The 16,095-nt window shown below is 52.2% G+C and carries 17 protein-coding genes, 2 pseudogenes and 1 riboswitch; of the genes and pseudogenes, 14 read left to right on the top strand and 5 right to left on the bottom strand.

Features of this window, described 5'->3' with window-relative positions; all coding sequences use genetic code 11:
* Window positions 1-57 precede the first annotated feature (57 nt).
* Window positions 58-972 (top strand): UDP-N-acetylmuramate dehydrogenase, encoded by a 915-nt coding sequence (murB, locus tag J0B03_RS08295; RefSeq protein ID WP_207299153.1) that lies wholly within the window; start codon window positions 58-60, stop codon window positions 970-972.
* A 3-nt stretch (window positions 973-975) separates the two neighbouring features.
* On the opposite strand, the gene J0B03_RS08290 is transcribed toward murB, so the two are convergent.
* The 4 genes and pseudogenes from J0B03_RS08290 to fabV form a co-directional block, all read right to left on the bottom strand.
* On the bottom strand, window positions 976-1,716 hold the full coding sequence (locus J0B03_RS08290; RefSeq protein ID WP_207299152.1) for a ComF family protein: 741 nt from the start codon (window positions 1,714-1,716) through the stop codon (window positions 976-978).
* Window positions 1,709-3,787 carry an SF1B family DNA helicase RecD2 gene (recD2, locus tag J0B03_RS08285; protein ID WP_445082441.1) on the bottom strand — a complete coding sequence of 693 codons (2,079 nt, stop codon included), beginning with the start codon at window positions 3,785-3,787 and terminating at the stop codon, window positions 1,709-1,711. The genes J0B03_RS08290 and recD2 overlap by 8 nt, the downstream gene beginning before the upstream one ends.
* Window positions 3,773-3,930 (bottom strand): annotated as a pseudogene (locus tag J0B03_RS12355) (YrrC family ATP-dependent DNA helicase); the annotation flags it as partial. The pseudogene J0B03_RS12355 and the gene recD2, both read right to left, overlap by 15 nt.
* 127 nt (window positions 3,931-4,057) lie before the next feature.
* Window positions 4,058-5,260 (bottom strand): enoyl-ACP reductase FabV, encoded by a 1,203-nt coding sequence (fabV, locus tag J0B03_RS08280; protein WP_207299151.1) that lies wholly within the window; start codon window positions 5,258-5,260, stop codon window positions 4,058-4,060.
* Between the two features lie 147 nt (window positions 5,261-5,407).
* On the opposite strand from fabV, the gene J0B03_RS08275 reads away from it, so the two are divergent.
* The 13 genes and pseudogenes from J0B03_RS08275 to J0B03_RS08215 all read left to right on the top strand — a co-directional run bounded on the left by J0B03_RS08275 (window position 5,408) and on the right by J0B03_RS08215 (window position 14,662).
* On the top strand, window positions 5,408-5,716 hold the full coding sequence (locus tag J0B03_RS08275; RefSeq protein ID WP_207299150.1) for a hypothetical protein: 309 nt from the start codon (window positions 5,408-5,410) through the stop codon (window positions 5,714-5,716).
* Window positions 5,713-5,850, top strand: coding sequence for an acetyl-CoA carboxylase biotin carboxyl carrier protein (locus tag J0B03_RS08270; RefSeq protein ID WP_207299149.1), 138 nt, complete (start codon window positions 5,713-5,715; stop codon window positions 5,848-5,850). The genes J0B03_RS08275 and J0B03_RS08270 overlap by 4 nt, the downstream gene beginning before the upstream one ends.
* Window positions 5,851-5,854: 4 nt before the next feature.
* Window positions 5,855-7,207, top strand: a complete 1,353-nt coding sequence (gene accC, locus J0B03_RS08265; RefSeq protein ID WP_207299148.1) for an acetyl-CoA carboxylase biotin carboxylase subunit — start codon at window positions 5,855-5,857, stop codon at window positions 7,205-7,207.
* A gap of 4 nt (window positions 7,208-7,211) precedes the next feature.
* Complete coding sequence (gene accD, locus J0B03_RS08260; protein WP_207299147.1) at window positions 7,212-8,060, top strand: acetyl-CoA carboxylase, carboxyltransferase subunit beta; 849 nt, start codon at window positions 7,212-7,214, stop codon at window positions 8,058-8,060.
* The gene (locus J0B03_RS08255; protein WP_246798109.1) at window positions 8,053-8,871 is read left to right on the top strand and encodes an acetyl-CoA carboxylase carboxyltransferase subunit alpha; all 819 of its coding nucleotides are present in this window, start codon (window positions 8,053-8,055) and stop codon (window positions 8,869-8,871) included. Before accD ends, J0B03_RS08255 begins: the two co-directional genes overlap by 8 nt.
* Before the next feature lie 16 nt (window positions 8,872-8,887).
* The gene (locus tag J0B03_RS08250; protein ID WP_246798108.1) at window positions 8,888-9,868 is read left to right on the top strand and encodes a beta-ketoacyl-ACP synthase III; all 981 of its coding nucleotides are present in this window, start codon (window positions 8,888-8,890) and stop codon (window positions 9,866-9,868) included.
* A 66-nt stretch (window positions 9,869-9,934) separates the two neighbouring features.
* Window positions 9,935-10,165 carry an acyl carrier protein gene (gene acpP, locus J0B03_RS08245; RefSeq protein WP_309485097.1) on the top strand — a complete coding sequence of 77 codons (231 nt, stop codon included), beginning with the start codon at window positions 9,935-9,937 and terminating at the stop codon, window positions 10,163-10,165.
* Between the two features lie 2 nt (window positions 10,166-10,167).
* A complete protein-coding gene (gene fabD / locus J0B03_RS08240; RefSeq protein ID WP_207299146.1) occupies window positions 10,168-11,130 on the top strand; it encodes an ACP S-malonyltransferase in 963 nt (320 codons plus the stop codon).
* Window positions 11,117-11,856: pseudogene (fabG, locus tag J0B03_RS08235) on the top strand (3-oxoacyl-[acyl-carrier-protein] reductase). The gene fabD and the pseudogene fabG overlap by 14 nt, the downstream one beginning before the upstream one ends.
* A gap of 11 nt (window positions 11,857-11,867) precedes the next feature.
* Entirely contained in the window at window positions 11,868-13,109 is a 1,242-nt protein-coding gene (gene fabF / locus J0B03_RS08230) for a beta-ketoacyl-ACP synthase II (RefSeq protein WP_207299145.1), read from the top strand.
* 2 nt (window positions 13,110-13,111) lie between these two features.
* On the top strand, window positions 13,112-13,540 hold the full coding sequence (gene fabZ / locus J0B03_RS08225) for a 3-hydroxyacyl-ACP dehydratase FabZ (RefSeq protein WP_207301024.1): 429 nt from the start codon (window positions 13,112-13,114) through the stop codon (window positions 13,538-13,540).
* A 43-nt stretch (window positions 13,541-13,583) separates the two neighbouring features.
* On the top strand, window positions 13,584-14,078 hold the full coding sequence (locus J0B03_RS08220; protein ID WP_207299144.1) for a dihydrofolate reductase: 495 nt from the start codon (window positions 13,584-13,586) through the stop codon (window positions 14,076-14,078).
* 44 nt (window positions 14,079-14,122) lie between these two features.
* Window positions 14,123-14,662 (top strand): hypothetical protein, encoded by a 540-nt coding sequence (locus J0B03_RS08215; protein ID WP_207299143.1) that lies wholly within the window; start codon window positions 14,123-14,125, stop codon window positions 14,660-14,662.
* Between the two features lie 50 nt (window positions 14,663-14,712).
* Here J0B03_RS08215 and metK read toward each other — a convergent pair whose 3' ends face one another.
* Window positions 14,713-15,900 carry a methionine adenosyltransferase gene (gene metK, locus J0B03_RS08210; protein ID WP_207299142.1) on the bottom strand — a complete coding sequence of 396 codons (1,188 nt, stop codon included), beginning with the start codon at window positions 15,898-15,900 and terminating at the stop codon, window positions 14,713-14,715.
* An 81-nt stretch (window positions 15,901-15,981) separates the two neighbouring features.
* A riboswitch (SAM riboswitch) is annotated at window positions 15,982-16,079 on the bottom strand.
* Between the last annotated feature and the right edge of the window lie 16 nt (window positions 16,080-16,095).

Here is a 16,095-nt window from a genome sequence, read left to right as displayed (position 1 = left end):
ATAATGAATATAATGGGTTTGGATTTTGCATGGACCAACCTTGGAGGAATACAACGAATGAATATAGAATATATGAAAATGGAATTTGAGAATTTTTTGCAGCCGGAACAGATCGTCATCCACGCTCCCATGAAAAAGCATACATCGTTCAAGGCAGGTGGCGACGCGGATTTTTTGCTGACGCCGGAAACGGAAAAACAGATCGGCCACATCATCGAAGTTTGCAAAAGGAACAATGTCTCCTATTATATCATGGGCAACGGCAGCAATCTCCTTGTCCGGGATGGAGGCTATCGGGGAGTCATCATCAAACTGGCTTCCAATTTCAGCAAATGCGTCCTTCTTGGGGAAACCCTGGAATGTCAAAGCGGCGTATTGCTGTCCCGCCTGGCCAAGATCGCCTATGAAAACGAACTGGAGGGACTGGCCTTTGCATCGGGGATCCCCGGGACCCTGGGTGGAGCCATCACCATGAACGCCGGAGCCTATGGCGGAGAGATCAAGGATGTATTGCACAGTGCCAGGGGCATCGACATGGATGGAAACATCCACGAATTGGTCAACGGCGAGCTGGAACTGGGGTACCGCACCAGCGCGGTCCAACGAAAAAATCTGGTGGTCCTCTCCGGAGTGCTGCACCTGAAACAGGGCAACAAGAAATCCATCAAGGTCATGATGGACGACTTCGATGCCCGGAGAAAGTCAAAGCAACCCTTGGAACTACCCAGTGCAGGCAGCACCTTCAAGCGTCCAGTCGGACACTTTGCCGGAAAACTCATCGAGGATTGCCATTTGAAGGGTCACGCCATCGGGGGAGCACAGGTGAGCACCAAACACTGCGGATTCATCGTCAACATCGGCCAAGCTACTGCAAAAGACATTCTTCAGCTGATCGAGCACGTACAGGAAACGGTGAAGGATACCTTCCAAGTAGAGATGGAGACGGAAGTGAAGATCATCGGAGAAGATTGATCCTCACGATTCCACACCGGCAAACACCACCACATCCACGCTTTTAGCACCAGATCTCAATAAAGCCGCTGCACAGGCATTGGCCGTGGCGCCGGTGGTGAGAACATCATCCACCAAAAGAACATGACGACCCTGGATCATTCCAGGGTCTTTTACATGGAAAATTTTCTCTGCATTCTTTTGTCGCTCCGCCTTGTCCAGCTCCCGTTGGTGTCTTCCATCCCCTCTTTTCTCCAACCCATGAGAATAGATTGGGGGCTTTTCTTCTTTCCAACCTGACCATCCCTCAAGGAGACCCAGGGCGAGTTCCTCGCTTTGGTTGTATCCCCGTTTGGCCAGTGTTTCTTCGTGGAGGGGAACTGGTACGATGACGTCGATGTGGTCAAAGATCTCCCTGTTGCAGCGTGCCTCCAGCCGACTTGCCATCCAACTGCCGAAAAATCGGCACAGGCCTGGTCGGTTCTTGAATTTCATGGCATACACCAGACCTTTGATCTCCTCCCTGTAGGCAAAGCCGCAGTATCCCTTCCCATATACGGGAGGTCGGGACAGACAGTCCATGCAGATCGTCAACCGGTCGGAACTTTTCTGGCGGCCGCAATGGACGCAATGGATCTCCCGCCTCTCCTCCAGCTTCTCCATACAGGTCTTGCAGAGATGTTTTTTCGTGAAAAAAAGCACCCTTTTGCACACAGGGCACTTTCCATTTTCCATAAACAAGGTGTCCATCCACCATTCAATCAAGCCATTGCCTCCTTGTCACGTTGTCCATGATCCGCTGTTTCAGTCCGGTTTTTCGCAGGACCGTCTGGATGTTGTTGATCATGGCCTGCAAATAGGACTTGTGGCCAACCAGGATCACCATCTCTCTACCTCTTGTCACCGCCGTATAGAGCAGATTCCGGTTCAGAAGCATCCTTGGACCCTGGAAGACCGGCATCACCACCACAGGAAATTCGCTTCCCTGGCTTTTATGGACCGTGATGGCGTAGGCCAGCATCAGTTCGTCCATTTGTTCAAAGGTGTAATGGACTTTTTTGTCGTCATCGAAAACCACCACGACCACCTTGTCCATCAACCGGATCTCCTGGATCCGGCCGATGTCTCCGTTGAAGATCCCCCGGCCTTCTTCCTGGGTCTTCACGTCCGTCCACTCCATGTTGTAGTTGTTTCGGATCTGCATCACCTTGTCCCCTTCCCGAAAAAGGGTGTTGGTGAAGGATCGTTCCTTTTTATCCGGCTTGGGCGGATTTAGGTTGGCCTGGAGCAATCGATTCAGCTCATAGATCCCCGCCGGGCCTTTTTTGATGGGAGAAACGATCTGTATGTCCTCAAAAAAATCGTAGTTGTTGTAGTTTTTCAACCGGTGGGTGGAAATGTCCAGGATGGTCTGGCGGATCTTTTCCGCCGATGCGCACTGGATAAAGTAAAAGTCCTTTTCCCGGTTGTTGACGATGGGCATCTCCCCACTGTTGATGCGGTGAGCATTGACCACGATCATGCTCTCCTGGGCTTGCCGGAAGATCTTTTCCAGCTTGACCATGGGAACGGCGCCGCTGTCCATGAAATCCTTCAGGACGTTTCCCGGACCGACGCTGGGAAGCTGGTTGATGTCCCCCACCAGGATCAGCCGGGTCCCCAGGGAAACCGCCTGGAGCAGGTGATTCATCATCAGGATGTCGATCATGGATGCCTCGTCCACGATGATCAGGTCCGCTTCCACGGGATTTTCCTCGTTGCGGTCGAAGGTCTGTTCCTCTTCATTTTCCGAGTATCCATATTCTAGCATCCGGTGGATCGTCTTTGCGTCGAAGCCGGTGGTTTCATTCATTCGCTTTGCCGCCCGGCCTGTTGGGGCCGCCAGAGCGATCTCATAATCCAGCTTTTCAAACACTTCCAGGATGCATTTGATGATGGTGGTCTTTCCGGTACCAGGACCTCCGGTGATGATCACCACGCCATGTTCGATGGATGCCCGAATGGCTTCTTTTTGGACTTCATCCAATTCGATGTGATTTCTCTCTTCGTAAGACGTTATGATGGAATCCACGTTGATGATCTGATTTTCATACCGATAGCCGGAGATCTCCACGATCTTGTCCGCCACGTTGGCTTCCGCCATGTACAGGGGCAGGGTGTAATAGACCCGCTCCCCGTCCACCAGCTCCAGCTTGACTTCTCCTTGGAGGGTCAGCTCTTCCAGATTTTCCGCTGCCGTATCTTCGTCGATCTGCAGGATCTCCCGGCCTCGCCTTAAAAGTTCCTCTTCTTCCATGAACATGTTTCCGTCGTTGTAGCACTGCTGCAGGATGTGCTTGATCCCTGCCATGATACGAAAGGGGGATCCTTCTTCCACCCCCATGTGCATGGCGATCTCGTCGGCGATCTTGAATCCGATGCCGTGGACATCCCGGATGAGGCGATATGGATTCTCCCGAATGACGGAGATGGTATTTTCCCGGTATACCTTGTAGACCCGCATGGCCAAGGAAGAAGAGATGCCGTATTCTCCCAGAAACATGACGATGTCCATGACTTCCCGGTGTTCGTTGAAGGATTCGCTGATCCGCTGGGCCGTCTTCGTGCCGATGCCCTCCACTTCCGTCAGTCGGTTGGGACTATATCGTATGATGTCCAGGACGTCATCTCCAAAGCGTTCCACCAGCAATCGGGCCTTCTTTTCCCCGATCCCTGTGATCAGCCCGGAGGCCAGGTATTTTTCCATTCCCTCTGCGGATTCCGGTACTTCCAGTTGGAAGCTGTGGGCTTTCATCTGCAGGCCAAAATTGGGGTGTTCGCTCCAGACACCCTTCACCGTAATATATTCCCCCTGGTTCATGGGGGGAAATTCCCGGTGATGGTGATCATTTTCCCGCCGGCATCCAGGTCCATGACCGTGAAATTGTTGATCTCGTTGTGATATATGATGTTTTCAATGGTTCCGGAAATTTTGTCCATGGCTCGTCTCCTACATTCTTATACGCCCTATTATACCATTCTCCTTCAGGAGATTGTAGGAAAGCTGATAAGCTAAAATGGGGACGGTGACTTTTTCGCAAAAAAGTCACCGTCCCCATTTTAGAACTTACTCTAAAGGCAGCTTGGCCAATTCTTCCAGATCCACATCGGCTTCATAATCCACCGTGTCAAAACAAAACCCATTGATTCGCAGAAAATCTTCCACAAACCCTTTGATGTCCGTCTTTTCTTGAATATTGTCGTTGTTTACCGTAGCCATGAGTCGGGCCACTTCCTCCTGGACATCCTCTTCCATCTCCAGGTTGTCCGGTCGGATCCGTCCCTTTACGTCCGTGATCCTCTTGTCTCCGTAGATCATGTCCTTGAAAAGGCGGTATTTCTGCTCGATCTCCCCTTCGTGGGTCCCCATCTCCTTCATGACCTTGTAAAGAACGGCGCCATACACCGGGAAAATGGGGATGTAGATGCTGGCTTTGGTCACGATGGCCTTGCTGGAAGATATCAGTGCTTCTCCGTCGTATTTCTCTTTCAACTCTTTGGTCATCTTCTCCGCCGACATTTCCAGATGCTTTTTCGCCTGACCGATGGTCCCGTCCGAGTAGATGGCGTATGTGGCTTCGCTTCCCAAGTAAGTGTAGGCGATGGTCTTGAATCCATCTGCCAGCAATCCGGCTTCATCCAGCAATTCCACCCACCATTGCCAGTCTTCACCACCCATGACCTTGATGGTGCTCTGGATCTCGTCTTCCGTGGCCGTTTCCATGACTTCCTCTTTCAGGGACAAGTTGTTGATGTCGATGGTATACCCCCGGACTTCCTCTCCGATGCTCTTCAAGACGGAAGAGTAGGTGACTCCGTCTTTGGGATCCGTTCGCCGGTTCGACGCCAGGCTGTACACCAGCAGGTCGATCTTCCCCACTTTCTCTTTTAAATAGGTAAGGACCTGGTCTTTCATTTCTTTTGAAAAAGCATCGCCTACAAAATCTTTGCAGGACAGCCCTGCTTCTTTTGCAAACTGCTGAAAGTATACGTTGTTCCACCAGCCGGCTGTTCCGGTCTTGCTGGACCCTTTTGGCGGGATTTCAAAGGACACGTTCACCGTTTCCGTACCGGCGCCGAAAGCCAGGGCGATCCGGCTGGCCAGCCCATATCCGGAAGACCCTCCCACGATCAATGCCTTCTTCGGTCCTTCAAAATGTCCTTCCTTTTTTACATGGTCGATTTGCCTCTTCACATTTTCCCGGCATCCAATGGGATGGACCCGTACACAAATGTTGCTTTTAATCACTGGTTTTATTATCAATTTCATTTCCTCCCGAATCATTTCACGTCATCATTTTTTGTTGACAAGTTCATCACTTTGTATTATATTGCACATATACTTTGATTGTCAAAGATTTTGATACTCAAATTATTTAGGAATCAAATTATTTTCACAACACAGGAGGAAAACCCATTGGATATAAAAGATATTCTAACCATCATGGATCGATTCGACCAGGGAAACATGACAAAACTGCAACTGAAAATCGATGAAACCGAACTGAACATAGAAAAGGATAGCATATTTGCCCCGCCTATGGCAAACCAGTCTTTGCCATCAACACTGGTGGCTAGCGGAACGCCTGCCCCCGCAGAACACAAAAAACCACAGGAAGACGGCTTTGTCATCAAGTCCCCTCTGGTAGGCATATACTACGAATCTTCTTCCCCGGATTCCCCCCTTTCAAAAAACCGGGCGATCCGGTCAAAGCTGGGGAAGTGATTTGTATACTGGAAGCCATGAAAGTCTTCAATGAAATCAAAAGTCCCTGGGACGGAGTGGTCACTTCCATTCTGGTATCCAATCAGGACATTGTAGAATTTGACCAGCCACTGATGGTCATCGAAAGGGCGTAGGATCATGAGCTCCTTTCAACGGATCCTCATAGCAAATCGGGGCGAGATCGCCGTTCGGATCATTCGCGCCTGCCGGGAGATGAACATCGAGACAGTGGCCGTTTATTCCACTGCAGACAAGGAAAGCCTTCATGTTGCCCTGGCGGATTATTCCATCTGCATCGGATCCGGATCTCCCAGAGACAGTTATCTCCACTTGGAACGGATCATGAGCACCGCCGTTTCCCTGGGGGTGGATGCCATCCATCCGGGATACGGATTTCTTTCGGAAAACAGCCGGTTCGCCAAAATGTGCGAAGAGTGCGGCATTGCTTTCATCGGCCCATCTTCCGATGCCATATTGAACATGGGCAATAAATCCACAGCTCGGGAATTGATGAAAAACAGCGGTGTGCCGGTTATCCCCGGTTCCGACGGTTTGATCCGGGATCTGGAACAAGCCTACGAATTGGCGGAAGGGATCGGTTTTCCCGTCATCATCAAAGCCTCCATGGGCGGAGGCGGCAAGGGTATGCGCATCGTCCACAACAGGGACGAATTGGCATCCTTTTTTCATCAAGCAAAAACGGAAGCCCAAAATGCCTTCGGCGACGCTTCCATTTATATGGAGAAATACATTACCAGCAGCCGTCATGTGGAATTTCAGATCTTGGCGGACAAGGCAGGAAACACCATCCACCTTTTCGACCGGGAATGTTCCATCCAGCGCAACAACCAAAAAATGATCGAAGAGGCTCCTTCCTCTTGTCTGGAGGAGGAAAAGCGACGACAAATGGGCGAAAGCGCCGTCCTGGCCGCCAAGGCTATCGGATACTACAGCGCCGGCACCGTAGAATTTCTGGTGGATGAAGATCACAATTACTACTTTATCGAAATGAATACCCGGATCCAGGTGGAACATCCCACTACGGAGCTGGTCACTGGTGTGGACCTGATCAAGGAACAGATCCGCATCGCCCAGGGGCACTCGTTGTCTCTAACTCAGGATCAGGTGTGCATTCGAGGCCATGCCCTGGAGTGCCGGATCAACGCAGAAGATCCGGACAACGCCTTTTCCCCCAGCGCCGGAAAAATCGGGAACCTTCATTTGCCGGGAGGCAACGGAGTTCGGGTGGACACCCATATTTATCCCGGATATACAGTACCGGTCTATTATGATTCCATGCTGTGCAAGATCATCTGTCTTGGAGCCGACCGGGAAGAAGCGATTCGTAAAATGCGGTCCGCTTTGAAGGAATTGACCGTGGAAGGCATCAAGACCAATGTGACCCTGCAAAAGCGCATCTTGTCCCATCCGGCATTTGAACAAGGACATTTTGACACGGGATTTGTTGCCAAACTAATCGGACAGGATTGATAACATGTTTAAAATATTTTCAACCAAGCGAAAAGTGAACGCCCGCCAGTTCAAACAGCGGGACATACCGGAACAACTATATACGAAATGCAGCTCCTGCCAGGAAATGATCTATTACGCAGATCTGGAATCCAATCATCAGGTCTGTCCTTCCTGTCACCATCATTTCCCCTTGAGCGTCACCCAGCGGATCTTTTCCCTGGTGGACGAAGGATCCTTTCGGGAATTCAACCGGCTGATGAAAACAAAAAATCCGCTGAATTTTCCCGGATACGAGGAAAAACTGGACAAGGCCATGAAAAACGCCGATCTCAAGGAAGCCGTGGTCACCGGTTACGGCGACGTCCACGGCAAGCGTTGCGTCATCTGCATCATGGATTCCCACTTCATGATGGGATCCATGGGGGGCGTCGTTGGGGAAAAAATCACCCAAGCCGTGGAAAAATCCATGAAACACCGACTTCCCCTGTTGATCTTTTGCGCCTCCGGAGGAGCACGCATGCAGGAAGGCATCGTCTCTCTGATGCAAATGGCCAAAGTCAGCGCCGCCATCAAAAAACACAGCAAGGCGGGGCTGCTCTACGTCAGCATCCTGACTCACCCAACCACTGGCGGCGTGACTGCCAGCTTTGCCATGGAAGGGGACATCATCCTGGCGGAGCCGGGAGCATTGATCGGATTTGCCGGCCCCAGGGTCATCGAACAGACCATGCGCCAGGAGCTGCCGGAGGGTTTCCAAAGCGCGGAATTTCTCCAGGACCACGGGTTTGTAGACCGAGTGGTGCCAAGAGGCCAACTGCGGCGTACCCTCCACAAAATCTTGAAAATACACGGAGGGCCCTACCATGGATAAAGCAAATCATCCCATGAAGCATGATCCCTGGGAAAATGTAAATATTGCCCGATCCCAAAGCCGTCCCACCGCCAATGACTACATCGAAACCATCTTTGACGATTTTCTGGAATTCCACGGCGACCGATGTTATGGAGACGACCCGTCCACCATTGGCGGCATCGCCACCTTGAACGGAGTACCCGTTACTGTCATCGGACAACAAAAGGGTCGAAGCCTGGAGGAGAACCTGAAAAGAAACTTTGCCATGCCCTATCCGGAAGGATACCGCAAATCCCTGCGATTGATGAAGCAGGCGGAAAAATTCAACCGGCCCATCATTTGCTTCGTGGACACCCCCGGCGCCTATTGCGGCATCGGTGCGGAAGAGCGGGGCCAGGGCCATGCCATTGCCACCAACTTGATGGAAATGAGCGACCTGCAAGTGCCGGTGATCTCCATCGTCATTGGCGAAGGCGGAAGCGGAGGCGCACTGGCCCTCAGCGTTGGCGACCAGATCTGGATGATGGAGTACGCCGTGTATTCCATTCTCTCCCCGGAAGGCTTTGCCTCCATTCTTTGGAAGGACAGTTCCCGGGCAAAGGAAGCCGCCGGCATCATGAAACTGACCTCCTACGATTTGGTGGAGTTGAAGATCGCCGATAAGATCGTACCCGAACCGGAAGGCGGTTTGGACATGGAAAAAAATCATCGGGAAACCATGGGGTATCTGAAGGAACTTTTGGTCCAGGAATTGCAGCACTTGTCCAAACTACCGTTAAAGACCCTGTTGAAGAACCGTTACAACAAATACCGTTCCATGGGACTGTAGTGGAAAGGAGATCATCTTGAAAAAAAGCAAAATCATCGCGGCGGGGAAAGCCGCCGCCGAACATTTGATCACCAATGAGGACTTGTCCCAAATGGTGGATACCAACGACGAATGGATCCAAAGCCGCACCGGCATCCAGACCCGACGGGTCTCCCTTCAGGAGACCACCCTGGATCTGGCAACGCGTGCATCTCTGGATGCACTCCATAAAGGGGACATCGATCCCGAAACACTGGACATGATCATCGTGGCAACGGTGACCCCAGATTATTTCATTCCCGCCTGTGCCAGTCTGCTACAGCACCGGTTGGGCCTGAATCATCGACCTATGATGGCTTTTGACCTAAACGCGGCATGCACGGGACTCATCTACGCCATTCAGACGGCGGAAAAATTCATCGCCACCGGCAGCGCAAAGCGAGTACTGGTGGTGGGAAGCGAGACCTTGTCCCGGATCGTGGACTGGACGGACCGGGGTACCTGCGTCCTCTTCGGAGATGGTGCAGGAGCCGTGATCCTGGAAGAAAGCGACCAGGAAGGGATCCTGGCGGACTACACCAATTCCAGAGGCGACGCAGAACTGAATCTGGCCATGCCGGCATTTCCATTGGACAACCCCTTTCAGCAGGAGTCCTGCAGCATGACGCATCAAAAAATGACCATGGCCGGGGCGGAGATCTTCAAGTTTGCCACCTTCGCCATACGGGACGCCATGGAAGAATTGTTGTCCCGTTCCGGGTTGACCATGGAGGACATCGATTTGATCATCCCCCATCAAGCCAACGCCAGGATCATTGCAAAAGTGGCACGGCAGATGGGTCTACCCATGGACAAATTTTTTCTGAACCTGTCGGACTACGGCAATACTTCTTCTGCAAGCATCGGACTTGCCTTGGCGGAAGCCATGGAGCAGGGACGGATCCACAAGGGGGACCATGTGATCCTGGTGGGTTTTGGCGGAGGACTTACCTGGGGCGGCATCTTGCATCGGTTTTAATGAGTCAGGAATACCTTTCTCATAAGATATAAACAAAAATACAAACAAATTACGGAGGTAATAAAAATGATCAAAGAAAAAGTAGTGGATATTTTAGTAGAAGAACTAGGCGTAGAGCCGGAAGAGGTAGTGGAAACAGCAAACATTCAGGAAGACCTGGGCGCAGATTCCCTTGCCATCGTGGAAGTGGTCATGGCTTTTGAAGACGAATTCGACATCAAGATCCCGGAAGAGGACGCCGCTTGCATGATCACCGTCAAGGACATCATTCAGTATCTGGAATCCAAACTGGGTTGACCATGATCTCCAAAAGACTCGCTTTTATCTTTCCCGGCCAGGGCTCTCAAGTTCCCGGCATGGGAAAGGCACTTTATGAAGAGAATTCCATTTTTCGGGAGGCCTTTGCCCAAGCGCAACAGGCGCTCCCATTTGACTTGAAGGACCTTTGTTTCAACGGACCCAAGGAGACCCTGGACAACACCGTCTACGCCCAACCATGCCTTTTGGCCACCAGCGTAGCCGCCTATCGAACCTTGCTGTCCCACATAACGGTGCAGCCGGTTTTCATGGCCGGTTTGTCTCTGGGCGAATACAGCGCCTTGACGGCTTCCGGCGTCTTCTCCCTGGAACAGGCAGCAAGCCTGGTCCATCATCGGGGCCGCTTCATGGAAAATGCCGTGCCCCAGGGCAAGGGGACCATGGCCGCCATCATGGGCCTGGACACCGCCGCCATCCAAGAGGCTTGTGACCAGGCTATTGGATCAGGCATCGTGGAGATCGCCAACTACAATTACGCCGGACAAACCGTTATCGGAGGAGAAGTTGCCGCCGTACGACAAGCCATGGAACTTTGCCTGGAAAAAGGGGCGAAGCGGGCCGTGGAACTGGCCGTCAGCGGACCCTTCCACACCTCCATGCTGAAGGAAGCAGCCATCCAACTGGAAAATTATTTCAAGGATGTCGCTTTTGGACCCTGGACGGTCCCTGTGATATCCAACTTCCGGGCCACGCCCTACGAGACCTTGGAAGAAGCATCCAATCTGCTGGTGCAACAGGTGGTCTCCTCGGTTCAATGGGAACAAAGCGTCCAGTACATGATCTCCCAGGGCGTGGATACCTTTGTGGAGATCGGAACGGGCAAGACCCTGTCCAGCTTCGTCAAGCGGATCGACAAAACATGCACCACATTGCAGGTGGAAGATCCTGCATCCCTGGAAAAAACAATCCAATGTTTGGAGGAATACCAACATGCTGACAAATAAAACAGCCATCGTCACGGGAGGTACCCGGGCATCGGCAAAGCCATCGTTTTGAAGCTGTCCGCTTTGGGAGCCAAGGTGGTCTTCAGCTATCGGTCCAATGAACAAATGGCCAAAGAACTGGTCGACGAGATCGAAGCAAACGGCGGAGAAGCACTGGCCGTTCAAGGAGACGTCGGGGATTTCCAACAGGCGAAAGAACTGATGGAGAAAACCATGGAACGGTTCGGATCCATCGATATTCTGGTCAACAACGCCGGTATCACCAAGGATACCCTGATCTTGCGGATGACCGAAGAGGATTTTGACGATGTCATCAACACCAACTTGAAGGGTACTTTCAACTGCATCAAGCACGCTGCAAAGCCCATGCTCAAGGCCAAAAGAGGCCGGATCATCAACATGGCATCCGTCATCGGTCTGATCGGCAACCCGGGACAGGCCAACTATGCTGCATCCAAAGCAGGCATCATCGGCTTGACGAAATCTGTGGCAAAGGAATTTGCCGCCAGAGGCATCACCGTCAACGCCGTCGCTCCCGGCTTTATCGAATCCGACATGACGGACAAGCTGTCGGAAGAACAGAAGACCGCCATCCGTAAAAACATCCCTTCCGGAACCTTGGGAACGGTGGAGGATGTGGCCAACTGCGTCGCTTTTCTTGCTTCCGAGGAAGCAAGATACATTACCGGCCAAGTCCTCAACGTGGACGGAGGCATGGTCGTATGAAGGAGGTCACCATGAACAGAGTTGTCATTACAGGGTTGGGCGCCATTAGCCCTCTGGGGGAAACGGCCGAAGAGTTTTGGACCAACGCCAAAAAAGGCACTTGCGGAATCGGTCTCATCGACCACTTTGACACCACCGGTTACGAAGTGACCCTGGCCGCTCAGGTAAAAGAATTTCATCCGGAAACCTATATCCATAAACGAGAGATCAAACGACTGGACCGCTATTCCCAGTTTGGCATCTATGCTTCCTGCCAGGCCTACGAAGATGCGGGACTCAAAGATGTCTCCATAGACAGAGAACGGTTCGGGATCCTTGTTTCCAGCGGCATCGGAGGCATCGAGACCTTCTATGAACAAACCAAAAAACAGATCGAAAAGGGCTTCGACCGGATCAGCCCCTATTTCATCCCCATGATCATCCCCAACATGGCGGCTGGTAACATCGCCATCGCTTTGGAGGCGAAGGGGCCCTGTCTTTCCATCGTGACGGCATGCGCCTCCGCCACCAACGCCATCGGTGAAGCCTTCCACAAGATCCGCATGGGGATCATGGACGTGGCCATTGCCGGCGGCAGCGAAGCTTCCATTTGCGAAACAGGCATCGCCGGATTCATGGCCATGAAAGCGCTGAGCACTTCTACAGACCCCAACCGGGCTTCCATCCCCTTCGACAAGGAGCGGGACGGATTCGTCATGGGGGAAGGAGCCGGTGTTTTGGTGCTGGAATCATTGGACCATGCCTTGAATCGAAATGCCAAGATCTATGGAGAGCTCGTGGGCTACGGCGCCACCTGCGACGCCCACCACATCACCTCCCCTGCTCCGGAAGGAGAAGGAGGCGGAAGGGCCATGAAGATGGCCGTTCAGGACGCCGGTCTCCAGCTTACGGACGTGGATTACATCAACGCCCATGGGACCAGCACCTACTACAACGACGTCAATGAAAGCGCCGCCATCAAAAACCTTTTCGGCGATCACTGCGATCATTTGGCCGTCAGTTCCACCAAGTCCATGGTGGGCCACCTGCTGGGAGCCTCCGGCGGCGTGGAAGCCATTGCCTGCGTCAAAGCGCTACAGGAAGGATTCCTGCCACCTACCATCAACTATCGGGTGCCGGATCCGGAATGCACTCTGGACTACATCCCCAACGAGGGAAGATCTTCCGACGCCACCATCGCCTTGTCAAACTCTTTGGGCTTCGGCGGACACAACGCCACCCTTGCATTTAAAAAATGGGAAGGAGACGTGTGAACATGGAACTAAACAGCAATCAGATCCAGGAGATCATCCCCCATCGCTATCCCTTTCTTCTGGTGGACCGGATCACGGAACTGGAACCGGGGGTAAAAGCCACTGGCTTGAAGAACGTGTCCGTGAACGAATACTTCTTTCAGGGTCACTTTCCCCAGGAACATGTGATGCCCGGCGTTTTGATCATTGAAGCCCTGGCACAGGTGGGCGCCGTGGCCATTTTGAGCCTGGAGGAGAACAAGGGAAAGATCGCCTATTTCGGCGGCATCAAAAAAGCGAAGTTCAAACGAAAAGTGATACCGGGAGACACCCTGGTATTGAAAACCGAGATCATCCGCAGCATGGGTCCCGTCGGCGTAGGCCAGGCCGTGGCCACCTGCAACGGAGAAATCTGCGTGGAAGCGGAATTAACCTTTGCCGTCGGTGAATAAGAAAAACCCTCCTGGGTATATTAAAATCCAGGAGGGGATTTTTATGTTGATCGCCGTTTTGGCTGTAGGAAAAAACAACGAATTGGGAAAAGACAACCAACTTCCCTGGCATCTTCCCAATGATCTGAAACATTTTCGAAAAATCACGGACAGCATGCCCATGATCATGGGAAGGGAGACCTTTGAGGCCCTCCCCGGCGTGCTTCCCGGAAGGGAACACATCGTTCTGACCAGAAACACGGATTACCAGGTGGACCATCCCATGGTGAAAGTCGTCCATTCCGTGGATGACATTTTGGACAGCCTGGATCCTGAGAAAGACTACAGCGTCATCGGGGGAAAGCAGATCTTTCAGCTGTTCATGCCCTATACGGACAAGATCCACCTGACACGGATCGACGAGGCTTTCGATGCAGACACCTATTTCGATGAACCGGACCCGGAAGAGTGGGTGGTGGTCTCCGAAGAAGCGGGGATCCTGGACGAAGAAAACACCCTGCCCCATCGGTTTTTGGTGTTGGAACGGAAGAAGAAATAAGGGATCGCAGGAAAGGAATCACAGGAATCACAGGGACGGTTCTTTTGATTACAGCAGGCGTAATCAAAAGAACCGTCCCTGTGATCTTTATTTTTTTTGTTACAAAAAAGTTGAAGGACCCTTACAAGGATTATAATCCCCGGGGATATAATGATCCCAGCACCTTGAAAGGAGACGACCCCATGCACTCATTTATCAAACTCAACTACATCAGCATGCTCTACGCCCTGGTATTTTTGATCCCCGCAGAATTGCTGCTCAACGCCTATCGCATCCAGCGATTGACCCAGTGGTCATTTGGTACCGTCAACACGATCAGCTTGATCCTGTCTCTGGCCGTTCTGCTGGCTGGCAGTATCCTACTTTACAAACTGACTCAAAAGACGTGGAGTGGTAGAAAGATCAAATACTGGACTGCCTTGATCTGGTTTCCTTACTTCATTCTCTTTACGCAGCTGTTTGCCCTCCTATTTCCCATTACGAACCGGGGCGACATGGCTGGTCCGGGCTCCGGTCTGATCCTTCTTGGATGGCTGGCTGCCTATCCTTTCTACATCCTTCTGCTCAATCTGTTCAACCCATGATCATGAAAAAGACGGTTCTTTTGATTACGTAATCAAAAGAACCGTCCCTTTTATTTTGCTTCCCGCTTCAGGATCTCCGCCTTGTCTGTTTTTTCCCAGGGCAGATCCAGATCGGTGCGTCCGAAATGGCCATAGGCCGCCGTTTTTTTATAGATGGGCCGTCGAAGCTCCAGATCCCGGATCATGGCTCCCGGTCGCAGATCGAAGTTTCGTTTGATCAGTTCCACCAGCTTGTCGTCATCGATGGCACCGGTCCCGAAGGTCTCCACAAAAATGGATACGGGCTTTGCCACGCCGATGGCATAGGCCAATTCCACTTCACATTTTTTGGCCAATCCTGCAGCAACGATGTTCTTTGCCACATGTCTGGCCGCATAGGCACCGGCACGGTCCACTTTCGTCGGATCTTTGCCGGAGAAGGCTCCACCGCCGTGCCGGCCGTAGCCCCCATAGGTATCCACGATGATCTTCCGTCCCGTCAACCCGGCATCCCCTTGAGGACCGCCAATGACGAAGCGTCCCGTGGGGTTGATGTAGATCTTGGTTTCATCATCCAGGAATTCTTCCTTTACGATGGGTTTGATCACATATTTGATCAGATCCCTGCGAATGGTGTCCAGATCCACCTCCGGACTGTGCTGGGTGGAGATGACGATGGTATCCACCCGAACGGGAACGTCATTGTCGTATTCCACGGTGACCTGGGTCTTTCCATCTGGACGCAAATACTCCAAAGTGCTGTTTTTTCGCACATCCGTCAATTTCTGGGCAAGTCGATGAGCCAGTGAAATAGGCAGAGGCATCAATTCCGGCGTCTCGTCGCAGGCAAACCCGAACATCATCCCCTGGTCTCCGGCGCCGATCTCCGCTTCCCGCTGCACCAGTCCGTCGTCGCCTCGAACTTCCAAGGCCCGGTCCACGCCCTGGGCGATGTCGGCGGATTGTTCATTGATGGTGGTCAACACCGCGCAGGTTTCGCAATCGAACCCGTATTTCGCCCGGGTGTATCCGATCTCCCGAACCGTTTCCCGGACCACCTTTTGTATGTCCACATAACAGTCCGTGGTGATCTCGCCTGCCACCAGGACCATTCCTGTGGTCACCAGAGTCTCGCAGGCCACACGGGCTTCGGGGTCCTGTTCCAGGATGGCGTCCAGGATGGCATCGGAGATCTGGTCGCACATTTTATCCGGATGGCCTTCCGTAACGGACTCGGATGTAAATAATTTTTTTGTCATATGATTTCCTCCCAATATTCAACATTCGACAAATTTGAAATAGAAAAACCTCGTCAAAGGACGAGGTCGTAAACCGAGCTGTCCTTATCATTCAGATTCTTCTGTAGGTATTGGCACCTTGCATATCGCCGGTTGCCGGGTTTCATCGGGCCTAGTCCCTCCACCACTCTGGATAAGGTAATTCACCTATTCAAT

The organism is Alkalibacter rhizosphaerae, assembly GCF_017352215.1.
In the GTDB taxonomy this organism is placed as follows: Bacteria; Bacillota; Clostridia; order Eubacteriales; family Alkalibacteraceae; genus Alkalibacter; species Alkalibacter rhizosphaerae.
Note: the sequence above shows the minus strand (reverse complement) of the source record. Positions and strands in the feature narration are given on the sequence as shown.